25 protein-coding genes and 1 pseudogene are annotated in these 22,803 nt (G+C 50.3%); 7 read left to right on the top strand and 19 right to left on the bottom strand.

Features of this window, described 5'->3' with window-relative positions:
• Positions 1-300: 300 nt before the first annotated feature.
• From HYD27_RS23050 to HYD27_RS23040, 3 genes are all read right to left on the bottom strand, one after another.
• Positions 301-738 (bottom strand): recombinase family protein, encoded by a 438-nt coding sequence (locus tag HYD27_RS23050; protein ID WP_219219003.1) that lies wholly within the window; start codon positions 736-738, stop codon positions 301-303.
• A gap of 307 nt (positions 739-1,045) precedes the next feature.
• Complete coding sequence (locus tag HYD27_RS23045; RefSeq protein ID WP_219219002.1) at positions 1,046-1,648, bottom strand: hypothetical protein; 603 nt, start codon at positions 1,646-1,648, stop codon at positions 1,046-1,048.
• Between the two features lie 216 nt (positions 1,649-1,864).
• Complete coding sequence (locus HYD27_RS23040; RefSeq protein ID WP_219219001.1) at positions 1,865-2,527, bottom strand: hypothetical protein; 663 nt, start codon at positions 2,525-2,527, stop codon at positions 1,865-1,867.
• A gap of 185 nt (positions 2,528-2,712) precedes the next feature.
• Between HYD27_RS23040 and HYD27_RS23035 the strand changes: the two genes are divergently transcribed.
• The 3 genes from HYD27_RS23035 to HYD27_RS23025 all read left to right on the top strand — a co-directional run bounded on the left by HYD27_RS23035 (position 2,713) and on the right by HYD27_RS23025 (position 3,834).
• Positions 2,713-2,952 carry a hypothetical protein gene (locus tag HYD27_RS23035; protein WP_219219000.1) on the top strand — a complete coding sequence of 80 codons (240 nt, stop codon included), beginning with the start codon at positions 2,713-2,715 and terminating at the stop codon, positions 2,950-2,952.
• A gap of 110 nt (positions 2,953-3,062) precedes the next feature.
• On the top strand, positions 3,063-3,320 hold the full coding sequence (locus HYD27_RS23030) for a hypothetical protein (RefSeq protein ID WP_219218999.1): 258 nt from the start codon (positions 3,063-3,065) through the stop codon (positions 3,318-3,320).
• 202 nt (positions 3,321-3,522) lie between these two features.
• Complete coding sequence (locus HYD27_RS23025) at positions 3,523-3,834, top strand: hypothetical protein (RefSeq protein WP_219218998.1); 312 nt, start codon at positions 3,523-3,525, stop codon at positions 3,832-3,834.
• Here HYD27_RS23025 and HYD27_RS23020 read toward each other — a convergent pair.
• From HYD27_RS23020 to HYD27_RS22980, 9 genes and pseudogenes are all read right to left on the bottom strand, one after another.
• Positions 3,831-3,998 (bottom strand): hypothetical protein, encoded by a 168-nt coding sequence (locus HYD27_RS23020; protein ID WP_219218997.1) that lies wholly within the window; start codon positions 3,996-3,998, stop codon positions 3,831-3,833. The two genes, HYD27_RS23025 and HYD27_RS23020, sit on opposite strands and share 4 nt — an antisense overlap.
• A 5-nt stretch (positions 3,999-4,003) precedes the next feature.
• Entirely contained in the window at positions 4,004-4,378 is a 375-nt protein-coding gene (locus tag HYD27_RS23015; RefSeq protein ID WP_219218996.1) for a hypothetical protein, read from the bottom strand.
• A 69-nt stretch (positions 4,379-4,447) separates the two neighbouring features.
• Positions 4,448-4,642, bottom strand: coding sequence for a hypothetical protein (locus tag HYD27_RS23010; RefSeq protein ID WP_219218995.1), 195 nt, complete (start codon positions 4,640-4,642; stop codon positions 4,448-4,450).
• Positions 4,643-4,809: 167 nt separating this feature from the next.
• Positions 4,810-5,412, bottom strand: a complete 603-nt coding sequence (locus tag HYD27_RS23005; protein WP_219218993.1) for a DUF1906 domain-containing protein — start codon at positions 5,410-5,412, stop codon at positions 4,810-4,812.
• 188 nt (positions 5,413-5,600) lie between these two features.
• Positions 5,601-6,170 (bottom strand): hypothetical protein, encoded by a 570-nt coding sequence (locus tag HYD27_RS23000; RefSeq protein ID WP_219218991.1) that lies wholly within the window; start codon positions 6,168-6,170, stop codon positions 5,601-5,603.
• A 1,245-nt stretch (positions 6,171-7,415) separates the two neighbouring features.
• A pseudogene (locus tag HYD27_RS22995) lies at positions 7,416-7,962 on the bottom strand (IS66 family transposase); the annotation flags it as partial.
• 103 nt (positions 7,963-8,065) lie between these two features.
• Positions 8,066-8,464 (bottom strand): FxsA family protein, encoded by a 399-nt coding sequence (locus HYD27_RS22990; protein WP_219218989.1) that lies wholly within the window; start codon positions 8,462-8,464, stop codon positions 8,066-8,068.
• A complete protein-coding gene (locus HYD27_RS22985; protein ID WP_219218988.1) occupies positions 8,461-8,994 on the bottom strand; it encodes an acyl-CoA thioesterase in 534 nt (177 codons plus the stop codon). Before HYD27_RS22985 ends, HYD27_RS22990 begins: the two co-directional genes overlap by 4 nt.
• A gap of 58 nt (positions 8,995-9,052) precedes the next feature.
• The gene (locus tag HYD27_RS22980) at positions 9,053-10,234 is read right to left on the bottom strand and encodes an MFS transporter (RefSeq protein WP_219218986.1); all 1,182 of its coding nucleotides are present in this window, start codon (positions 10,232-10,234) and stop codon (positions 9,053-9,055) included.
• Positions 10,235-10,351: 117 nt separating this feature from the next.
• Between HYD27_RS22980 and HYD27_RS22975 the strand changes: the two genes are divergently transcribed.
• The gene (locus HYD27_RS22975; RefSeq protein WP_219218984.1) at positions 10,352-11,095 is read left to right on the top strand and encodes a G1 family glutamic endopeptidase; all 744 of its coding nucleotides are present in this window, start codon (positions 10,352-10,354) and stop codon (positions 11,093-11,095) included.
• 596 nt (positions 11,096-11,691) lie between these two features.
• Here HYD27_RS22975 and pyk read toward each other — a convergent pair.
• The 6 genes from pyk to HYD27_RS22945 all read right to left on the bottom strand — a co-directional run bounded on the left by pyk (position 11,692) and on the right by HYD27_RS22945 (position 20,045).
• Positions 11,692-13,116 (bottom strand): pyruvate kinase, encoded by a 1,425-nt coding sequence (gene pyk, locus HYD27_RS22970; RefSeq protein WP_219218982.1) that lies wholly within the window; start codon positions 13,114-13,116, stop codon positions 11,692-11,694.
• Between the two features lie 331 nt (positions 13,117-13,447).
• Entirely contained in the window at positions 13,448-14,449 is a 1,002-nt protein-coding gene (locus tag HYD27_RS22965; protein WP_219218980.1) for an acetyl-CoA carboxylase carboxyltransferase subunit alpha, read from the bottom strand.
• A 1-nt stretch (position 14,450) separates the two neighbouring features.
• Positions 14,451-15,344 (bottom strand): acetyl-CoA carboxylase, carboxyltransferase subunit beta, encoded by an 894-nt coding sequence (accD, locus tag HYD27_RS22960; protein ID WP_219218978.1) that lies wholly within the window; start codon positions 15,342-15,344, stop codon positions 14,451-14,453.
• A 50-nt stretch (positions 15,345-15,394) separates the two neighbouring features.
• Positions 15,395-15,583 carry a glutamate decarboxylase gene (locus HYD27_RS22955; RefSeq protein WP_219218976.1) on the bottom strand — a complete coding sequence of 63 codons (189 nt, stop codon included), beginning with the start codon at positions 15,581-15,583 and terminating at the stop codon, positions 15,395-15,397.
• Between the two features lie 146 nt (positions 15,584-15,729).
• Positions 15,730-16,230 (bottom strand): phosphatidylglycerophosphatase A family protein, encoded by a 501-nt coding sequence (locus HYD27_RS22950; RefSeq protein WP_219218974.1) that lies wholly within the window; start codon positions 16,228-16,230, stop codon positions 15,730-15,732.
• Between the two features lie 74 nt (positions 16,231-16,304).
• On the bottom strand, positions 16,305-20,045 hold the full coding sequence (locus HYD27_RS22945; protein ID WP_219218972.1) for a DNA polymerase III subunit alpha: 3,741 nt from the start codon (positions 20,043-20,045) through the stop codon (positions 16,305-16,307).
• A 144-nt stretch (positions 20,046-20,189) separates the two neighbouring features.
• Between HYD27_RS22945 and HYD27_RS22940 the strand changes: the two genes are divergently transcribed.
• The 3 genes from HYD27_RS22940 to HYD27_RS22930 all read left to right on the top strand — a co-directional run bounded on the left by HYD27_RS22940 (position 20,190) and on the right by HYD27_RS22930 (position 21,411).
• Positions 20,190-20,513, top strand: a complete 324-nt coding sequence (locus tag HYD27_RS22940; RefSeq protein WP_219218971.1) for a YtrH family sporulation protein — start codon at positions 20,190-20,192, stop codon at positions 20,511-20,513.
• A gap of 7 nt (positions 20,514-20,520) precedes the next feature.
• Positions 20,521-21,024 carry a sporulation membrane protein YtrI gene (locus tag HYD27_RS22935; protein WP_219218969.1) on the top strand — a complete coding sequence of 168 codons (504 nt, stop codon included), beginning with the start codon at positions 20,521-20,523 and terminating at the stop codon, positions 21,022-21,024.
• A gap of 69 nt (positions 21,025-21,093) precedes the next feature.
• Positions 21,094-21,411 carry a YtpI family protein gene (locus HYD27_RS22930; protein ID WP_219218967.1) on the top strand — a complete coding sequence of 106 codons (318 nt, stop codon included), beginning with the start codon at positions 21,094-21,096 and terminating at the stop codon, positions 21,409-21,411.
• A gap of 371 nt (positions 21,412-21,782) precedes the next feature.
• Here HYD27_RS22930 and HYD27_RS22925 read toward each other — a convergent pair whose 3' ends face one another.
• The gene (locus HYD27_RS22925) at positions 21,783-22,040 is read right to left on the bottom strand and encodes a hypothetical protein (RefSeq protein ID WP_219218965.1); all 258 of its coding nucleotides are present in this window, start codon (positions 22,038-22,040) and stop codon (positions 21,783-21,785) included.
• Between the last annotated feature and the right edge of the window lie 763 nt (positions 22,041-22,803).

Genomic DNA, 22,803 nt, shown 5'->3' with positions numbered 1-22,803 from the left:
CCGTCAGCTTCTCCCATTGGTTCAGGCCATACTCCATGGCTTGGCCCAGCTTGCTCTTCGGCAATCCCTTCGGGCAGGGCCTTTAACGCATCCGTGAACCCTCTTCGCGCATGCGCCCAGCAGCCTACCAGCTAAGAATATGTAGCACTAAATCCATGGTGAGCTGCCCGATCCCTTCCATCTCCTTATACTTTCGTGTAACGGCCTCCCCTCTAACCTAATGTATGAATGGATAAACCGGCTTCGGTCCACCGGCCCCTGTTGAAGATCATAACTATTCCTGGCTTGCCTCATATTCTTTTACACGGCGGTAAATGTGGGCTTGCTCATCCCACATTGTTGCATTGCAGCCGTAGCCGTTATATGACCAGCTCTCCACTCCATATAGGACTTAAAAAAGGCTTCGTCCATTTGTCGCCGCGGCCGGCCGAAGGTAATGCCTTCCGCTTGTGCCAATTCAATCCCCTCTGCCTGCCGCTGCCGGTTCTTTTTCCGTTCCTGTTCGGCAACGTACGCCAACAGGCTTAAAAATTGATCTTCCATGACCTTCCCAAAGTCGCCCATGCTTTTAAATTTCCGCGAATCAAACATAAAACGTTCCTCGATACCCAGCTCGCGAAATTTAACGGGCTGCCGTTCCGGATTTTGATCCTTGGCTGAAACTCGGCCGTAAGCCATTTTCATTTGCCGCTCTACATGTTGATTTTTATCTGAAATCCCGTCATCGGCCGTCTTCATATCTCAAATCCCCCTCAAACCGTCTCAAAAACCCTATCATTTTTGTGAAACGTCTCAAAACTTATTTCAAGGTTTTTTGAAACGTAAATAAAGGAGAAAATGTGCAGTATCATAAAGCATGCTTTTTGAAACAATATACCCAGCATGAAAAAACGAGGGAAGCGAAAAAATCTGCCCCTCGTTAGTGTTTTAACCATAGCACGTTGTCAAAAATTTCTTTGAGCGAAGTGTTGAAAAAGTTTATCAGCATATCGGTCTCTTTTTTATTTTAACAGTCAATTCCCAATCCACCCATTTTCTCTTTTCTTTAAAGTTTACTCAAGTTCGCTAAATAATTTTTTAGTTCTTGAATATCTTGAATTGTAAATGTTATTACGTGAAGGTTATTATTAATCTCCAAAGAAAATTCTAAGTTTGTATGCTCTACTAAATCAAATATTAAAACTCGGCCTGATTTTACACCTTTATTCTCTAAAAAAGTCATGACTACATCCGCTCTTTCTTTGGAATCTTGAGAATCTTTAAGTTCATATATCCTTAAATCATTTTCAGTATTTCGATACTCCAAGAGCCTACTATTCAATACAAATTGATTTTCAGCAATTTTTTTTCTATTTATTTTGTCCTCAAAACCAAAGCGAGATAAAATTTCACGGTCCTCCAAATTTTTTTTCCCTTTAGCATATGAATAGGAGTAATAGAGATCATGTATATTATGAAGTCCAGAAAGCTTTTCTTGAATAGAATATTTGTCTGATCGGTATAGAGCTAGTGAATAACTTGCAGGAGACATTTCATATACCATTTCAATCGGTCCAACATTAGAATCATATTCTGGAAGTAGGTATTTTTTATCTTCAAATACATTCTCAACCTCCTGCACCCACTCATTATATGCAACATCACCCAATTTAGTGTTATTATTCTCCTTAAGCTGTGAACTACATGCTGATAAAAAAATCACTATACAGCAAGCGATAGAAGATAAACGCAAAAAATTAATATCAACCACCCGCAATCTTGTAATTATAGATAATTCAAATGGACCACATTTAATTTTACACTAAATTCCAAAAAAACAAAAACAGAGAGGGGAGATCCCCTCTCTATTAAAAGCATTTACTGCTTAAACATTCCTACCTACAGCTTTTCGGTAGACAGTTGTGAAAGTTACATCTGACAATTGGTTGCTATACCATGGCGATGTTCCACACCATGCGCTGGCATAGTTCATCAAATTGTAAACGTTTTGTCCATAGCAACTATGAGCCATTCTTGTACTCCGTGTTGTTGTAGTTCCCCCATTTTCGGCTGTAAAAGGAATGAAGTTCATAAGTGTTCCATCACAAATGCTTCCGTTCCAATTCGTAGTAGAATGTTTGATCAGATTTTCGTTGGAGTACGTATCGAGACTTCCATCCAAGGTGCGAATAAGTCTTGAAATAAATTCTGCAAAGATTTTAATGGCTAAGCCCCCAGCTGCATTCTCGGTAGTAATCTGACTACCATTACCACGTAAATCAGCGGTGGTATAATTGGTATTTTTCGCTCTATTGTATGTGCTAAGCATGTCAGTACCAATTTGAGTTAAGCCATAGTACGGCCCGGCTGATACGATCCCTCCGGATTCGATACTTACTACTGCCAGCAACAAACCTGGATTCATACTATACGCATTTCCATACACATTAGCATAGTAAAGCCATTTCCTAACTGCGCTATTACGAATGTCATGCAAATCATATCCTTCAGCATTACAAGCAGGACATACTTCTACTTTAAAAGCCATATTGGTCATCAACCTTTCCCTATATTTTAATTTAAGAGAGTTATTAGGGTTGTAACAACACAAATGAACCCCTCACCTGTATTGTTCACGATAACCTCTAATCACAGAATATTATATTGCGTAACGTAACGCAATATGATATTCTGTGATTAACACTTTTTCCATTATTAAGGAGGGACTTACAAATGATTTGTCGCCATCAATTATTAAAAAGCATTCAAGCAGTCCACCTCGCAGTTGTAGCCTATGCGAACTGTATTTGTGACGAAATTGACGAACAGGAGAGAGAACTTCTTTTTGCATCGGGACTTGAACTATCAAAGCAGCTTGCCGAGCTTCGAAACATGTACATCAAGCAATACAAGACCGATCCCATTACCGGATTCCAGCCTCTTACAATGACATGCGGCTGCCAGGAGGATTAATGTAAATCAATTTTCTGTAGAGCTGAGGCGGCGTTATATACCATCTCAGCTCAATTAAGAAAAGTAAGTCTAAAATAATATGTATTTTATACAGAAAGGGGGATATCCTCGTGGATATTCTTGATCCTACAGCTTATATCGAAATGATTGGCAATGTCGGTTTCCCTATTCTCATTACTTTAATTTTATTGCGTACGATTTTGAGTGGTTTTAATAAACGCCTCGATTCCTTGGATAAACGCTTAATACAACTCAATAAGACCATCACTATGATTGTCAAAGCCTTAGATCAGGAACGAATAACGGAAAGAAGTAAAAATATTGAAAACGAATTGCAAAGCAAACAGGACTTTAAGAATGCTACATGATCGTTCACAATTCATGTAAATTCCCGACAACAGTTCGTATATTTCCCAAAATTCTACACTTAAGCGTAACTTTTGTATCTAAAATTCGTATAGTAGGTACTGCCAGCTTGTACAAAAAAGATATTATTCTGAAGGTTAACATGGGAACAAATGTTTGGTATAATTGAGATAGAGTTTCCAAATTGCAAAGGGGGTGCGGGTTTTGGAAGAGACCTACAAAGTGCTGTCTTCGACGCGATGCATCAGCTTGTTGAAGGCAGACCTGCCACTGAATTTGAGACAAGTTGTGTTGGCAGTGCTTGAATCCGGTTTAGACTCTACATTTGACGTACGTATAACCAAGCTTAACTACATATATAAGCTTGAGTTGATCGAGCACAATAGGCAAGAAAACTTCACGGTTTGTCATTGTTTTTCCACCGATACGATCTCTGTATCAAGTGACAATTACACCTATGAAACCATTTCCTTGCCTCATCTTGAATCACTTTATCACTTGGCGACTGAAATTTAATCTTTCTTGGAACTCTCGCTTTTAACCCGATTGTATTCTTCCTCAATGGTCTTGGATAATAATTCTGTCGCCGTCATGCCGAGCTTCTTTGCTGCTTCGGCTAACTGCTTTTTCACATAGGCGGGAACATCATAGTGGAATTTCACCTTATTTCCGTAGGCCATTGACCTTACCTCCCTTGTTCAACAACACTTTGATACTTCTTTTCAATCAATCGAATTAACAGCTTAGTCGCTGATATCCCTTGAATTTCAGCGGCTTCGATCAGTTTTTCTTTGATTTCAGGCTGGAACTCATAGGGTAGTTTAAGCCGTGGTTCGCTGATAAAGCCTTTCATGCTCTGCTCTACAGCAATCGCCTGCTTAATTAAATCCTCTAGAGAGGCTTCGGCAGAAGGCTGGATATTATAGCGGGGAAGTGCACGAATGAGGTAGTACTTTAACGACGCTTGGTCTTCTTTGTCAATAACAAGTTGAAATTGCTCATCATCAAATATAAACTCACCATCTACCGAATATCCAAATAGTGTAATCGGGTATTTCATCGCAACAATCATCTCCTTTCAAATTTTTATTATAAATCGTTTTGTTACGCTACACAACATCATGAAAGATTATTCTTTGTTTTTTTTGATGAGTTGTATGAAAATACCGCCTCCATGCAATTTATAATTCTCAATTAAACTGTGTGTGGCCATCACAACTAATTGGGTTTGGGACAGCCCCGTCTGCTCTGACATTTCTCTTAATTCTTCTTTCATCTTTGGCGGAAAATAAACGGGGAGCCGCGATTTATCTTTATCGGCCATATCTCTCCTCCTTCAGGCTATCTTTATTATAACATAAAAAAGGTGTCATATAAACATAAAAAAGATGTTATTTTAATTACCTTTCTTGATACCAGAAAAAATAAAGAGAACAAGATTCTTAAAGAAGAATCTTGTTCTCAAGTAGTAACACATGGATTCAATCCGGGTTATCGCCGCCATCCACCAGCATTCCCATTACTCTCATTTTTGTCGAAGGTTAGACCACAAATCGGTGTATCTATTACGTACTGATACAGCCGTCGATTTGGATCAGCTTGTCCGTTACTCCAGGCTACAGTCTGCCATCGGTAAATACCAGGAATAGCTGCTCCGACTGTTGTAGTTGTTGTATATCCACCGTATATGCCCAACTGATAGCCATAGTTATCAAGATAGGATTTTACAATGTTCAAATAAGGAATAATGTAGTTGGTTAGATCGCTTCCACTCGCCTGATAGTCGACAGTAAAATAAATGGCCGAGCCAGATGGTTGTCCTGCAGCTACAGCTTGACTAACGGCAGTTGATCCGTCTGTATGTGCTTGACTACTTGTAAAGTACGAAGCGCTCGTAGATCCAAATTGATAAATAGATACAATAAAAAGTCCAGCATTTGAAATTGTTTGTGCTTCCGTACTTTGCAAACGTAAATTGTAATAGCTAGAAGCTGAAGGACGATAATATCGTCCAACAAAAGTCTGACCATTATTAACCAAACAAGATGCTACGGTAGAATTGACTGGTTGTAACGTATCAACCCCTGCTGCCATATCGCATTACCTCCAAATTAATATTGTAGCATCAAACGAATAGGGTATAACCTGCTGGACGTGTACCCCTCACGTTTCCAATAGGTCATAGGCTTTTTGCTCACTTTTATAATACTATATAACGTAACGTAACGCAATATAAAATAATAAAAAAACTATCTCCCTGTTTAGAAGAGATAGTCCGCAAACTAATTCAAAACTTTAACTGAACCAGCTGCCTTTTCATATGCAGCAGGATAAAAGTCTTTGGCTGATTTCATGCTGAAGTAAGTTCCCTCAATTTCAAAATACAAAAACTCCGCGCCTCCCTTTTCCTTGATCCACTCTCCCGTTAAGTTATCAGCAAGTTGAACTTCTCTTGTCGATTCGACTTCGTTTAACGGTTTAAGCTCTTTGGAGGACTCCGTAATTGAACCTCGAATAAACACAATTCTAACTTCATTTCCCCCCACTTCAACACGGTCTAGGTAATCATCAACTCCTAAACCAATTGTAGGTACGTACACTTTCTCTAATCCCGCTTTCTTAGCGGCTTCAAGGATTTCGTTTTTTTGTTCGTTAGTATAGCTCAATGGCTCTCCTTCTTGCTTTTCTGGATCTAATTCGTTTGCAGCACTTTCGGTTTGAATTGGCTCTGTAGCAGATGGCACATCGGTTTGGACTGGATTAGTAGAAGATAAATTTTCTTTCTGACTACAACCAACCAACAATATCCCCGTCAATAGGCCCATCGCTAATATTTTTCCTTTATATTTCATTAATATTTCCCTCCTACATTTCTTGGATTACTATGACCAATTAAAAGAGCCTTCGTTATAAGAAATACTCCTTATTCATTTTAGACTAAGCTCGTTGTGAAAAAGTTGCATAAAATTCTCAAATAAGTTTCTTTTTTGGAATTTCAAACCACCAATCAGGCGGTTGTTCCTGTCCATATTTACAATGTCGGTCCAACGCCAATTTCACTTACATAAACCGTAATAGCGGAATTGCCCAAATATTTCCCCTCCCAGCTCAACTCTGATCTATACGCTCCACCCCTTTCCAAATACGTGAAAATCGGGTCGAATAGTAAAATGTCAGCGCCCCCGATAGACGGGGGCGCTAATTTTAATACAAACCCGATAAATTTCCCTTCCCCATCCAGAATACGAATTTGGGGATAGCTGTCACGTACATGTGAATGTAGAAATGGATCTCGCTCTCGTCCTCCAATATTTCAAAGGGCAGATGCTTGTCCTCCCCGACAAAGCAGTAAGCATATCCTTCGTTTACCCCACAATCTCCAGATCGTCGATCCTCCAGCCCATCATGTCTATATAGATCACTACTAAGTAAACTTTCAATTGACCACCAGCAGACGAAACGGTCGGGGCAAGTAAATCTCCCTTCTTCAAGGCATAGCCCCCAAACCTTTGCCTTCGCCCGGCTTAATTTCCTCATAGGAACCTAAGTATGCTCTACTCGTTGCTTTTTCTACAGCCAGTTCAACGTTGCCCTTTTTTTTATTTCACTCAATAATACAATTCCCGGATTGCCATCGCTCAGTTCTGGTATAGTCACAGGCGCTTTAATACTTCCCGCGTACACAGCAGCCGAACCACCAAGAATCAAGAACAGGGTAATTGCAGTGGACAGAATCTGAATAGATTTTCGCTTCGCACAAGGCTTCTTTCACGCAAGTAACCTCACCGCCAAGCGGTAGTGGATTTGATGATTTAGTCTAATTCCCAGAGGCTTTTCGTTTTATCAAATATTTTTTGAATGCTCTCTCTGTTGTTTTCAATAACTGCTACCGTTTGTTCAAATTCCCTATCGATGTCATATCCACCACTTCTATCCATTACACGCAGTCAGAAATCATATCCCCCAAACACTTCCGGCCAAATAATCAGAATACAGACCACCCAGCATAGCCGTCCGATCTATGAGAGGATGGCATCACGACGAGGGAATGCCGAAATAGCCCCCATTCGGTGGTGAATCGGGGCAAGCGGGATGCTTCATTCAATTGGATGGCGGTATTCGAATGTCCCCGGTAGAGTCTTGGACCAGGGCAACAGCCCATCCAATACCGTCGTATCCTTGGGGTCAGGCAACTGGGGTAATTGCTCCAGCACATAGCGCAGCTATTCGTACGGCTTCAGCCCGTTTTCTTTCGCCGTTTCGATCAGGCTGTACGTAACAGCGCTGGCCTTCGCTCCCTTGGGGGTGTTGGCAAACAGCCAGTTCTTCCGCCCGATCACAAACGGTTTGATCGCCCGTTCGCTTCGGTTGTTGTCCAACTCCAGCCGTCCATCCTTCACAAACACCGTCAGCTTCTCCCATTGGTTCAGGCCATACTCCATGGCTTGGCCCAGCTTGCTCTTCGGCAATCCCTTCGGGCAGGGCCTTTAACGCATCCGTGAACCCTCTTCGCGCATGCGCCCAGCAGCCTACCAGCGTGGCGTTCTTTATCTTGTGGTAGCCCGCGTACCCATCCACTTGCAGGTACCCCCGAAACCCGGATAGAAAATCCCGGGGATACTCGCCCTTACGGCCGGGCTGGTACTACTTTTGGTTCAGGATATGCGCCACCGCCGAGGGGGAAGCCAGGCTGCCGGGTTCATTCCGGAAATGCGCTTCAAACGCGGCGGCATTTTCCCTTGCCCGCTCATCTCCTGTAAAAGGTGAAGGTGCCGTTCTTCATCTTTTTCTCAATCCATTTCAGCAGAAAAACCCGGTACAGCGGCCGGGTCAGCGGAAATACCAGCGAAAAACCGGCGATATCTGTCACAAAGCCGGGCAGGATCAGCAGCAGGCCGCCAAAAAAGATGCACAAGCCGTCCAGCATCGTCCGGCCCGGCACCCGCCCTTCCTGCATCTGGATTCTGCTGTCCAGCAGCACTTTCTTCCCTTCGAACCTCATCATTAAAAAGCCGATCACGGAGCTGGCCAGCATGAGCAGCAGCGTCTTCGGCGCTCCGAGAAAACCTGCCACATAAATAAACCCGAATAATTCCACGGCCGGGATAACAAATAATGCAGCCCACAGCCATTTGTTCCTGATCATACTGCTCCTCCTTCTTCCTTCAGCGCCAAGGTTATGGCGTAAAACAATTCCGGCAGCATCCGGTCCAGCCTTACAGGCTTCCAGTCCATATTCAGCCATACATGGCTTGTTGAGCCGGCAACCAGCAGTTCCCCGGGCAGCTGCCCATGGTCAGCAGGTCCGGATAACACCCCAGGCGCGGAAGCTCGCGCTTCACCCGTTCCCGGCTCCGCCAGCCGGCGGATCTCATATTCATATACAACCCTCAAGGCCGAAAAAGTGGTCAGCCGCGCATACACGGCGACAAGATCATCATATCGTGCCGGACTTTTAAATTGCAAATCTGCGGCCGTGACCGGCAATAGAACCCCCATTTTTTCCAGCGAACGGTACGCAAAGCCAAGCTCACGGAACATCTCCGTGCGCCCGCTCTCAAACCAGCTCAAATAATTGGCATGGTAAACAACACCCATCTGGTCGGTCTCCTGGTAGCGTACACGAAACGCAGTGCCATACCAGCGGCTGGACAATACAGGATTGCGTGAATCCATAAATACAATGCTCCTTTCTCGGCAGAAACGGCTTCGCCGCCCTGACGGCAGTCCGGTTCTAGACGCTTGCTCCCCCGGACGCCACCGGCAGCGGAATACGGCTGCGTGTGCTTCGGACGACGTAGAAGATGAGGAGCGCCCCCACGGCAGAGCTGAGCATGCAGGACAGATTCATCAGCCACACACCTCCCTCGCCCAGCAAAATTCCGTTCAGAAGATTGCCCACAATCCCCGCAAAACCGGCAAATACGATATTGAACACGCTTTGGCCGGTGGCCTGCATCTCCGGCAGCGTAATGTGCGACACATATTCAACTGCAGCGATATAGAAGAGTCCGAAGGACAGGCCGTGCAGCACCTGCACGCCTATCATCACCGCAGGGTTCGGAAAAGCAAATTGAATCCCCCACCGCAGCACATAGATTACGGCACCCAGCAGCAGCGTGCGCTCCCTGCCCAGCTTCCGGATGACCTTCGAGGCATACAGCATGGAGGGGAAGTTCGTGAACGATGCGATGAACAGCGCAATCCCGGCATGGCTGGTCGAGCCTCCGACAGATTGAAAGGCCAGCACAAAATAGGTGCCGAAGGCCGTCATCGTCTGGTTCACCAGAAAACTCCCGCCCAGAAAAGCCAGGAAGACCTTGTTGCCAAGCAGCGTTTTGATGCCTTTTGAAAATGACTGGCTCATCATGCGGTTCTCTTCCGCCTGCTTGGGCAGGGTAAGCGCAAAGATGACGGCCACACTGTTCAGGAGCAGAAACGGCAGCCAGATCGTGGATACGGAAAAATGCGATACATACTGCGACCCCGCATAGGCCCCTACGGCGGCTCCTATGCTCAGCATCATCCGGATGCTCCCGTAAGTGGAACCTGCCTTGTTGGCCGCTACAATCGCGTAAGAATCGGCTATAGGGGCCTGTGTAGAGGAGAAGATAGTCGATACTGTATATACCAGCAGCAAAACAATGAAATAATCCGACCGGTAAAAAAACGCCAGCACCGCCGGTACAGCCACACTAAGAATCAGCACCAGGCGTGTCTGGTTGTAACGGTCGGAGATCACGCCCCACAGGGGCTGAATGCAGATGGCAATCAGTGTCCCTGTCGCCATAAGCATTCCGATCCGGCTGCTGTCCAGCCCATTATGCTTCAGCAGCAGTGTAAGATACGAGCCAAAGGAGCCGCCGGCAAGTCCCAGGAAGAGATAAAATCCGCGCAGCTTCAGAAGTTTTTCCATTTGTGCAATAAGTCCTCTCTATTCCTTTTTAACGGAATACCCATACTTCAAAGCCCTCTGCCGCATTAAATAGAGCAGTAGACCCTAATTCCCAAATTGATAGAAGGCGGTGGAAATGTGAGCAAAGCTGATCTTTCAAAACGCACCCGGCCGTGTGTTACCGGCAAAGCCCATAAGAGCAAAACTCAAAGCACCGGTTATGGCTGGACCTCGGACAACTGGAGCGGATACGCGATCTCCGGCAAAAAAGGAGCCTTCCGGCGGATCTCCGGCGAGTGGATCGTTCCTTTTGTGAAACCCACTTCCAGCCCCACCTATTCCTCAGCCTGGATTGGAATCGACGGCTTCAAGAACAGCAGCCTGATACAGACCGGGACCGGCCATGAATCCATTAACGGAGTTGTCCGCTACTATGCCTGGTGGGAAATCCTCCCGGCGGCAGAAACGGTAATTCCGCTGCCCGTCTCACCAGGAGACCGCATGCGGGCTTCCATTGTAAAGCTTGACGGAACCAAGTGGCGCATTACCCTCTGCAATCTCAGCAAGCAATGGACCTTCCGCACCATCCAGCGCTACACCGGACCGCAAACCTCGGCCGAATGGATCATGGAAGCGCCCCAGGTAGGTGCCAGCATTGGAAAGCTGGCCAAGGTAACTCCCACCAAATTTTTCTGCTGCCGGGTTAACGGCAAAAGTCCGATGCTAACGCCCGCCGACGGTGGAGTCATGGTCCAGAATAACATCACGGCAGCAGTGCCAACCTGCCCTAATGCGGGCGGCGATGCGTTTATTGTGAAACGGGTCTATCGCAAAGGGAAACCTCTGGCCCACTCCAGAAACCCTATTTTTGTCCGGGCTTAATGGTACCTTTCCCAAAACGCTTCCATTCAATATATCTCAATTCCGAAATTAAAAACAGCCCGCAGCACCATCGGCACAAAAACTGACGCTAGCCATAGCAGATGGATATGGGGCTGACAAAATGATCGGCAAATCCCGTTAACTTAAGATTAGCTGCAAGAAAGACGCCTATCGGCGTCCTATAATTAAGAAGGCTGCCATTTCAGTGGGGAGGAGAAGAATCATTTCGCGCTGATTCCACCGTCCAGCCGGCTTCGGGCGAAATCTAAGGTACTTCTGCCTCTGCTTCCCTCTACCTGCCCGCTGCGGACAACCCAATCGCGCAGTTTGCCTGGCCGAAATCCCGATCCATTCTTTCATATACAGCGCAGCCGTGAAATAACGGATAAGCTTCCCGAAAACCTATAAATTCTGATCTTTCAAGTGGAAACGGCTGCGCCGTCCTGATAAGGACGGTATCCGTTTCAGCGGGAAACAGAAGGATCATTTATAGTGTGGAGCATAAAAATGATTATAATTCCAAAAAAGCAATGGCGTCTTGCACCATTGCTTTTTTGGAATTCAGTCATACATAACAAAGAACGCTTCCCCAGAGACTAGTCGGCAGGGATCGTGTCTACTTTTACCAGGTTGGTCGAGCCGGAACGTCCAAGCGGAATACCGGCTGTAATGACAACCAGATCGCCGGCTTTGACCAGACCGGAAGCTTTGCCGCCTTGAAGTGCAGTTTCCAGCAATTCGTCTGTCGAAGTGGCTTCGTTTCCGAACACTGGTGTTACGCCCCATACAAGAGCCAATTGGCGCATGGTTCTTTCTTGAGTCGTTACAGCAATGATTTGTGATTTAGGACGGTATTTGGAAACCACGCGGGCAGTGTGGCCCGTTACAGTCGAAGAAATGATAGCTTTAGCGTTCAGGTCCAGAGCGGAAATCGCTACGGATTGGCTAATAGCCTCAGTAACAGTCGTTTCTTGGGCAATCTGCTGCTTCATGAAGATTTCACGGTGTTTCAGCGCAGATTCAGCCTTCTCGGCAATGCGGGACATGGTCAGTACGGATTCTACCGGATATTTCCCGGCAGCCGTTTCACCGGACAGCATGATTGCATCGGTTCCGTCGAAAATGGCGTTCGCTACGTCACTCGCTTCAGCGCGGGTAGGACGCGGGTTGCGCTGCATGGAATCCAGCATTTGGGTAGCTGTGATTACCGGTTTGCCGGCGATGTTGCATTTTTCGATCATCAGCTTTTGGGCCAAAGGCACATCTTCAGCCGGAATTTCCACGCCAAGGTCGCCGCGGGCAACCATGAGGCCGTCGGATGCTGCCAGAATTTCATCAAGGTTGTCAACACCCTGCTGATTCTCGATTTTGGAGATAATTTGGATGTGGGAAGCCTTGTGCTTCTCAAGCAATGCGCGGATTTCCTGAACGTCGCTGGCTTTGCGAACGAAGGACGCGGCGATAAAATCAATGTCCTGTTCGATCCCGAAAATGATATCATTGGTATCTTTTTCCGTAATGCCCGGCAGGGAGATGGCAACTCCCGGTACGTTAACGCCTTTTTTGCTCTTGATCGTACCGCCGTTAACAATGCGGGTCTTGATTTCAGTGCCTTGAATGTCAACAACGGTAAGTCCGATTAGACCGTCGTCGATTAGGATCGTAGATCCTACTTGAACATCGTTAGGGAGGTCGGTGTAGGTGATGGAGATACGGTTTTGGTCGCCAAGGATCTCTTCCGTAGTCAATGTCAGATACTCGTCCTGAACCAGTTCAATCGGTTCTACTTCCAGCTTGCCTGTGCGAATCTCCGGTCCTTTGGTGTCGAGCAGGATAGCAACGGTTTTGCCAAGCTCTTTGGAAGCCTGGCGAATCGTTTTGATCCGGTTGCCGTGCTCTTCAAAATCGCCGTGGGAGAAGTTCAGACGGGCTACATTCATACCAGCCAAAATCAATTTTTTGATATTCTCCAACGATTCGCTAGCAGGACCGATCGTACATACAATTTTACTTTTCCGCATTAGGTTTTCCTCCGTTTTTTCGTTCTCTCTGTCTCACTTTTTCCAACTACAAAATCTACTATAAGGCATGCAATTTGCATAGGAACTTTATCACATGTACCTTTTACAGCGCCCTTATGAATATTACTGCAACTTGGACACAAAATCAATGTTGCGGCGTTTTTTTGCAGCAAATTCACTTCGGATTTTCAAGAAAGGCCGGCAAAATAAAAACAACCCCGGAAATCTCACAGGGCTGTTGCGATGGTAATAAATGTATAATGCTGCCCGTCCGGATTGGGGGCTGCCTGATGTGGATTTATGTCTAAAAGTGCAAATGGAAACCTGAGGTTCAGTCCACACTCTGCACTTCCGCCTCAGCACTGATAAGCTCGGCTTCAGCTTCGGCAAACACGCCGATTTTGCGGAATTTGCGATACCGGTCCTCTCTAAGCTCAATACAATCCAGCGCGGACAGCTCCTGCAAATGACGCCATAGAGCATCCTTGATCGCCGCCGAGGTATCTTCATAATCACGGTGCGCTCCGCCTTTGGGTTCCGGCACGATCTCTTCAATGACCTCCATCTCCAGCAGATCGGCGGCCGTAATCTTCATCGCTTCCGCCGCCTTCTCCGCCTTGGAGGCATCCTTCCACAGAATGGACGCCGCACCGTTCGGGGAGATGACCGAATAAATGGCATGCTCGAGCATCAGGACCCGGTTGCCTACCGCCATAGCCAAAGCTCCGCCGCTGCCGCCTTCGCCAATAATCACGCAAAGGACGGGTACGGCAAGCTGCGACATTTCATACAGGTTTCTGGCAATGGCCTCCGACTGACCTCTTTCCTCTGCCGTATTGCCGGGATAGGCTCCCTTCGTATCCACAAAAGTAATGACCGGACGGCCGAACTTCTCCGCCTGCTTCATCAGGCGAAGCGCCTTGCGGAAGCCCTCCGGATGGGCACTCCCGAAGAAACGAGCAATATTCTCCTTCGTATCCTTGCCGCGCTGCTGGCCGATTACCGTCACGGGAACCCCGTTCAGCTTGGCAATTCCGCCAACCACGGCCAGATCGTCTCCGAACAGGCGGTCGCCGTGCAGCTCGATAAAGTCCGTAAAAATCAGGTTTATCAGATCCAGTGAGGTCGGACGGCCGTGATGCCGGGCTAAATGCATCTTTTGCGATGGCGATATATTGGAATAAATTTCATCTTCAAGCACCCGGTAGCGTTCTTCAAGCCGGGCGATTTCATCGCTGAAATCGATCCCCTTCTCTTCACCGAACTGCTTCAGCTCGGCAATTTTCTTGCGCATTTCTAACAGAGGCATTTCAAAAGGCAACTCTCCCGCCAACCTAAAATCCCCCTTTCGCATCATGCAGATCCAGCAGCTTGGCAAGGGTTGCGCGCATTTCCTTGCGGTGCACCACCAAATCAAGCTGGCCATGCTGAAGGTTGAATTCAGCGGTCTGGAAATCCTCCGGAAGCTTCTGGCGGATCGTCTGCTCGATGACTATCCGTCCGGCAAAGCCGAACACCGCTCCCGGCTCGGCGATAATGATATCGCCCAGACTGGCAAAGCTCGCCGATACACCGCCCGTGGTCGGGTCGGTAATTACAGAGATGTACAGTCCCTGAGCCTCGCTGAATCTGGCAAGCGCGGCACTGGTCTTGGCCATCTGCATCAGACTGAGAATACTCTCCTGCATCCGGGCTCCGCCCGAAGTGGAAAAGATCAGCAGCGGCAGTCTCTTCTCGGTCGCTTCTTCCACCGCACGTGTAATCTTCTCGCCTACAACCGAGCCCATGCTGCCGGTAAAGAACTCAAAATTCATAACCGCCACAATCACCGGATGGCCGCCGATGGCGCCCTGGCCGGTAATGACGGCTTCAACCTGTCCCGTTTTGGACTGCTGCTGCTCCAGCTTGGACGCATAGCCGGGAAATTGCAGCGGGTCCACAGAGGCCATTTCACTGTCAAACTCGATAAACCCTTCCGGGTCCAGCGTCATCGCGATCCGTTCGGAAGCGTTCAGGCGCATATGGTAGCCGCAGGAGGGGCATACCTTCAGGTTCTTCTCCAGCTCCTTGCTGTACTGGATGGTTCCGCATTTGCTGCATTTGCTCATCAGCCCCTCGGGAATCTCCCGTTTGGGACGTTCGCCTTCCGCTGGTCCGCCGATCCGCTCCACACGCTCTGAAGGAATGGTCGCGTACTTCCGTTTTTTCTGAAATAAATCTTTGAACAAGGGTCGCACCTCTTCAGCCGTTTATTTGCGAATGAACTCAAAAAGTTTATTCAGGGATGCAGAATCAGATTAAGGACTTCCTGCACTTCCTCAAGCTCACCCGAAGGAACCAGAATCTCAAACTGCTGCTTGGACATATTGATCGGACGGCATTTTATCAGAAATCCTTCTTCCGTAAGCTTGCTCTGAATCATATCCGCCACTTTGGCGGTAGGCGCTATATAAATTACCGTCCACATGCCCTGCAAAGCCTCCCTAATCTAAATTCCCAGCCGTATCCCGTATAATGGAATCATGATAACACAGTTTTCTTTTTTCCCGCAACAGGAGCCGGGTGAAGGAATTCAGACCGGGGGGCCGTATCCGGCGATTCTCAGCCGGGCAATTATTCCGTTCCCGTCACGTGGGGATACACCTTCGCGCCTTCATGCCGATGGGCGATTCTGGCCGAAGCCGCAGCCGCAATTCCGGCGACGAGATCGTCCAGGAATACATGAATGCTTCCTTTATCATCGTTCAATTTCCCGATAATTCCCAGCTTTATTTTGTCAAGATAACCAAATCCCGTCAGACCAATCATCCCGTATACGTTCGTGATGCCGAGCGCCAGCGTCTCGTCTGCGCCGTAGAGCGATTCATCCGCTTCCAGCACCGCCTGCAGCGGCTGGGGAAGCAGCCGTTTCTCGGCCATCTCATCCAGCGCGATGCCGGTCATCAGCGTGTACTGGACCTCTCTTTTGCCGAGCACCGCCTTGACGCTTGCCAGGCACTCTTCCCCGGTTAATCCCGGATAATAAGCCGATTGCAGAATATATACGATCTCAGCGATGGACTCCAGCGTTACTCCCCTGTGCTCCAGCAGCTCTGCTGCCATTTGATAGGACATGATGGCATTCCCCTTTCCGCACGGGCCTTGCCCTGTGGTTTCCTAAATGTATGCGGAAAAGGGCGGAAATGTTCTTATTTTATTCTTACTGTTCCGGTCCCCATCATGGCCTCGATGGCTGTCAGCAGCTCCTCCGAGGGCTTGATCCGGTAGCCGTCGCTTAGCGCCAGCAGCTGCTGGCTGCTCTCATAGAACAGCAGCGTGGCAGCCGGGCCGGGGTGGGTCTGCAGCAGCGCCTGGAGGCGCGACAGCAGCGCCGGATTCTCGGCGGACGGCGTGATCTTGATAAAGACACGCTGTCCGTTCCCCGCTGCCCCGGAATCCCGGGCAGCGGCTTCTCCGGCGGCCGGGCCGCTCCGGCCGCCGGGCCCCTGCGCCGGAGGCGGGGCGCCCGCCCGCGCCGCCTCCGGCGCAGACACGGCCGCGTGCGAAGCAGCGCGCGGCCCGGCGGCAGCCGGCGCGGCTCCGCCGGCTGTGCCGCTGCGGGAGGCGCCGGTGCCTCCGGCGCCTGCCCGCGGGGCCGGAGCCCCTCCGGGCGCTCCGGCCGTGGCCGCCCGGCCCGCGCCGGAGGCCCGGGCGGCGGCTGCGCTGCGGCGCTGCAGCAGGCCGCGGAGCGTGTCCGCGCCAAGCGGCGCGACCTCTTCGGCCAGCAGCTTGAAGCCCTCGTCCTCCTGCTGCACCTTGGCGCGCAGGGCCAGCAGCGCGCCCTTCACGATCAGGGCGCGGCTGCGTTTCCAGACCTCGGGGAAGAGTACGACCTCGCAGCGCTCGATCTGGTCTTCCCATTCCACGAAGGCCATCGATTTGCCGGCCTTTGTGGTGATTTCCTTGACGGACACGACCATGCCCGCTGTCACGGTCTGGCTCTCATCCGCCGCTTCGTCCAGATCCATCAGCCGCTGCATCCCCGGCTCCTCCAGCAGCTCCGCGGCATCGTCGAGCGGATGCCCGGACAGGTACAGGCCCAGCAGCTCCCGCTCCAGCTCCAGCTGCTGGGTGACCGTGAAGCCCGGGATATCCGGGTACCGGATTTCCCAGTTCGGCGTCTCGATCAGATCGTCGAAGAGCTGGATCTGCAGCTCATCGCGCTCCTTGCGCCATTTCAGCGCGGCCTCCACCGTCTCGTCCAGCATCGCGAGCAGCTGTGCGCGGTGGCCCGGCAGGCGGTCAAAGGCCCCGGCCTGCAGCAGGGATTCCACAACGCGCTTGTTGCAGATGCGCAGATCCACACGGCGGCAGAAGTCGAGCAGGCTGTCGAACGGCCGCTCCTTGCGCACCGCCATAATGTTCTCCACTGCCAGGGTGCCGACATTCTTGACCGCACCCAGCCCGAAGCGGATATGCCCGGAGCCTTCACCCGGAACGGGGGTGAACAGCACGCCGCTCTCGTTCACATCCGGCGGCAGCACGCCGATGCCGCTCCGGCGGCATTCCAGCACATACTCCGCCACCTTGCGGTGGGTGCCCATCACGGCTGTCAGCATGGCTGCCATGAACTGCACCGGATAATGGGCCTTGAGATAGGCCGTCTGGAAGGCCAGGACGCCATAAGCCGCGGCATGGGCACGCGGGAAGCCGTAGTTGGCAAACCGCACGATCATGTCATAGACGGCATTGGCATCCGTCTCCGTATAGCCCTGCTGGAGGCTGCCCTGCACGAAATGGCCGCGCTCCTTGTCGAGCGTCTCCCGCTTCTTCTTGGAGACCGCACGGCGCAGCAGGTCCGCCTCGCCGAGCGAGAAGCCTGCCATCAGCGAGGCAATCTGCATGATCTGCTCCTGATAGACGATAATGCCGTAGGTGTCGTCCAGAATCTGCTTCAGATCGGCATGCGGATACTCCACTTCGATCTGTCCATGCTTGCCTGCAATATATTTAGGAATAAATTCCATCGGACCCGGACGGTACAGCGCCACCACGGATACAATGTCCTCGAAGCCTGTAGGCTTCATATCCTTAAGCACACGCCGCACGCCTGCGGACTCCATCTGGAATACCCCGGTTGTCTCCCCTGCACCCAGCATCTCATAGGTCAAAGGATCATCATCGGGAATGGTCCGGAAATCAGGCGCACTGCCGGTCATCTCCGTGATCCAGTTCATGCTGCGCTCAATAATGGAAAGCGTGCGCAGCCCCAGAAAATCCATCTTCAGCAGGCCGACACTCTCCAGATGCTCCATGGAATACTGGGTCAGCGCTGTACTCTCGCTTCCCGCCTGCAGCGGCACGTTGTCGGTAAGCGCGCCCTTGGAGATCACAACGCCCGCCGCATGGGTTGAAGCATGCCGCGGCATGCCCTCGACCTTCATTGCCATGTCCAGCAGGCCCTTGATCTTCGGATTGCCCTCGTACAGCGCCTTCAGCTCGGGAGTCCCCTCCAGCGCTCGGGTTATGCTGATGCCGAGCTGTCCCGGAATCAGCTTGGCCGCCTTGTCCACCTCGTTATAAGGCAGATTCAGCGCACGGCCCACATCCCGCACCGCCGCTCTCGCCGCCATCGTTCCAAAGGTGATAATCTGCGCGACATGCTCCTTGCCATACTTGTCCACTACGTAGGCAATGACCTCATCGCGCCGCTCATCGCTGAAGTCGATATCGATATCCGGCATCGTAATGCGCTCCGGATTGAGAAAACGCTCAAAGAGCAGGTTGTACTTCAGCGGGTCCACATCGGTAATCCGCAGGCAATAGGCGGTAAGGCTGCCTGCAGAGGACCCCCTTCCCGGGCCGGTAACAATTCCCTGACGGTGGCAGAAGGCGATAAAATCCCAGACGATCAGAAAATAATCGCTGAACCCCATATTCTCAATGACGCCCAGCTCATAAGCCAGCCGCTTCCCGGCGGCCTCCTTCTGTTCGGGCGAAGACCAGCGCGGCGTATCCGCATAGCGGTCTTCCAGTCCGCTCCAGCACAGCTCGCGGAGGTATGCCGCCGCGTCCATCCCCTCCGGGAGCGGAGAGTAGGCCGGCAGAATATGCTCGCCGAAGGTCAGCTCCAGATTGCACTTCTCGGCAATCGCCAGCGTGTTCGCCAGCGCCTGCGGCACATGCGGAAACAGCGCGGCCATCTGCTCCCCGCTTTTGAGGAACAGCTGGTCCGTACCGATCTTCAGGCGTTCTTCGTCATCCACCGTTTTGCCGGTGCCGATGCAGATCAGAACGTCCTGAACCTCGGCATCCTCCTTCTCCAGATAGTGCACATCATTCGTCGCCACCAGCGGAATGCCGCATTCGGCGGCCAGGGCGATCAGCTGCGGGTTTACCCGCTTTTGTTCCGGAATCCCGTGGTCCTGCAGCTCGAGATAGAAATCCTCGCCAAAAATCTCCTTGTACCGCAGCGCCGCCTTGCGCGCCTCTTCCTCGCGTCCATGCAGCAAATGCTGCGGCACCTCGCCGCCGAGACAGGCGCTGAGGCAGATAATGCCCTCGGCATGGGCGGCAAGGGATTCCATATCAATCCGCGGCTTGTAGTGCTGGCCCTCCAGATGGCCGATGGAGATCAGCCGCATCAGGTTTTTGTATCCGGTGTCATTCTTGGCGAGCAGAATCAGGTGGTAGATCGGCTGGTCCTTGCGGCTGCCCCGCTCACGGCGCGAGCCTGCGGTCAAATAGGCCTCACAGCCGATAATCGGCTTAATGCCGCTTGCTCTGCACGCTTTATAGAAGGGGATGGCCCCGTACATCACTCCATGATCGGTTAGCGCCAGCGATGTCATGCCGTATTCGCCGGCCCGGCGCACAAGATCGGCAATGCGCGCCGCCCCGTCCAGTAAACTGTATTCGCTGTGCACATGCAAATGCACGAAAGAGCTCATATCCCCACTTCCCTCCAGGTTCCAAAATCAAAATATAAGATGAAACTATTTTATCATATTAGTGGGGGAGCCGCCCATAGAATGAAGAAAGAGCACAAGGACAGGCTGAGTCAAGAACGGCCTTGTTCGGAAAGGGGCCTTGTTATGAACGTTTTTTTGAGCAAAGCCGTCCTCGATTTCTTCATTGCCTGCGGGATTGTGCTGGGAGGGGCCATGCTGGGCGGCATCGGGGCCGTAGTCTCGCTGCAGCCTCCGACTCAGACCATGCTGGAGGTAGCCGACCGGATCAAGATTTGGGCGCTGGCCGCCGCCGTCGGCGGAACCATCGATCCGATGCGGGTCATCGAGAGCAACATGCTGGGCGGCAATCTCTCCCCTGCGATCAAGCAAATTCTCTATTTAGTCTTCGCCTTCCTGGGCGCTCATATGGGCAGCGAGCTGGTCAAATGGGTGTGCGGCAAGGGGTGAGCGCGCCATGAGGGTTCCTCCGTTTCGGCGATACCGCCGCTTTTCACAGATTTCCGCCGTCTTCGTGCTGGGAATGGTTGTGGGAAGCATTATGTACAATGCCATTTTTCATATGGGCTATAACGTGCTCTGGCTGAATAATCAGGAACTGCGCGTGCAGAATGAGCAGTACCGGAAGGATATCCAGACGCTCAAGAAATACAACAACACCTCTACCGTAATCCGGGAAATCAAGCTGCGCACGGAAGAGAGCAAGGTCAGGGAGGGCGCTGCCGCTCTCGATCCGGTTACCGTGAAGGAAATAATCAGCCAAATGAGCACGGATCTGGAGCCGATGCGCGGGCGCAGCATGTTCGATATCGATACCGACGGCAAGCTGGCCCGGCTGCTGCTGGACGGCAAAATCTATATTGTGCGCGAAAAGGAATACGCTGTCCGCATCCGCACGATGCTCGTCATGGAGGGCGTGCTGCAAATCTGGGTTGAAATCAGCCCCTATAGACGCATTTGAGGACAATCATGGTACAATAGTTGGCAAAACAGGACTTTCTATATTCCGCCGCAAAGGAGCTGCCTGTCCATGATTCTGTTCATCAAATATGCGCTCTTCATCCTGATGCTGGCCTGTATGATGGGTGCCGCCGTTTACAGCTTCTCCTCCCGCAGAGCGCAGGACCCTTTGGAAAAAGGCTTGAAGCGTTCCGTGATGAACATCCTGCTCGGCGCCATGCTCGTATCGCTCTCTTTGATCTGCATGTTCATGTTCCGCGGCTCCACGGGCAGCGTGATTGTCGAGGCGGCTTTTCTGCTGGTCGGGGCGTTCAACATCTTCTCCGGGCTGCGCAGCTACGGGTTCTACAGCCGGAACCGGAGACAAGGGACAAAATTCCAGGGATAGCCGGGGATTGGATATCATGCGTTGGCCGCCGAACGGCCGGTTGTATTCGGTACAGTCAAAATAACCCCGCAAAGTGGGGCCTTGGCTTCGATGATGACTCAGGTACTCTGCGGGGACCCCAAAACATATAAACCTGAATTTCGAAAGTGAATTGAACCAATCCAGATCGGACAAGGGATAACCCTTCTTTTTCCTTCACCCATTTGGTGGTGCAAGCTGTTTTTAGCAAAAAATCCCTTCGTGTAGAGCTTTTTAGACGAATTGTGGATACTTACTTTCGAAATTCAGGATAAATTCTTATCTTTCAAGCAGAAACGGCTGCACCGTCCTTATGAGGGACGGAGTGTTTCAGCGAGAAATAGAAGGATCATTTAGAGACTATCCCAAAATAAATAAGTAAGAACTATGGGTAAGAAAAAAGTAAGAGTAGCCAGTTTCGCTCCAATAACGGCATTTCTGCCGTTATTTCGGGGCATACGGGCCATCCCCGACCCAACAACGGCATTTCTGCCGTTATTTCGGGGCATACGGGCCAGCTTCGCCTCAACAACGGCATTTCTGCCGTTATTTCGGGACACACGGGCCATCCCCGACCCAACAACGGCATTTCTGCCGTTATTTCGGGACACACGGGCCATCCCCGACCCAACAACGGCATTTCTGCCGTTATTCGGGGCATACGGGCCATCCCCGCCTTAACAGCGGCATTTCTGCCGTTATTTTGGGGCGCGCTGCAGTAATCTTGCGAATAATCTCACACAGCGAGCGAGAAAGAGTATACGAAGGAGTGTGGAAGTCAGCGTTGGGAAGGGAGCTGCCGGACGCTCAGCTTGCCCACTCCGCACCTGCACAAGGGGATAAGCCCAAAAAGCCCGCTACACGGGTGCCTATAAACTGGACACTCAGAAAAAAGGGATGCGGGCTGTTGTTCGCTTGAAAGAAGGCACGGAACTATGAAGCCTTGCTTCATTCCGCGTGCGCTCAGACCGTTTGGAGAAGCGTATGATCCGTTCATTTCCGGTAACTTATTTTGGGATAGGTTCTTAGTGTGCCAAGCCTATAAATTCTGCCCTATAATAACGCGGCCGCAGCGATATTTCATTCCTCAGTGGTATCGCGCAGCGGCAAGGGGGTCTTCTATTTTGATATGAAAATGCCACGGTTGGCAGCTCTGCCAACATTTTTATCCGAATTTGTTACCAGCGGGTCGTGGATGTTTAAAAAGAGGGATGTCCGCCTATTTTCAGTGCTAAATGTATTTCGTGCAAGTCCTGTCCCTTGAATGAACCGGCCGCTGCCGTACTGATTCTCAAGAGTGTAAAAAGACTATCCCCGGCTGACTTAGCCGCCCCGGAATAGTCTTTTTTTGCATATACAGCATGTAACATGAAT

It is taken from the genome of Paenibacillus sp. S150, from assembly GCF_019352175.1.
Lineage (GTDB): Bacteria > Bacillota > Bacilli > Paenibacillales > Paenibacillaceae > Paenibacillus_AQ.
This window is presented reverse-complemented; position numbering and strand designations above follow the sequence as displayed.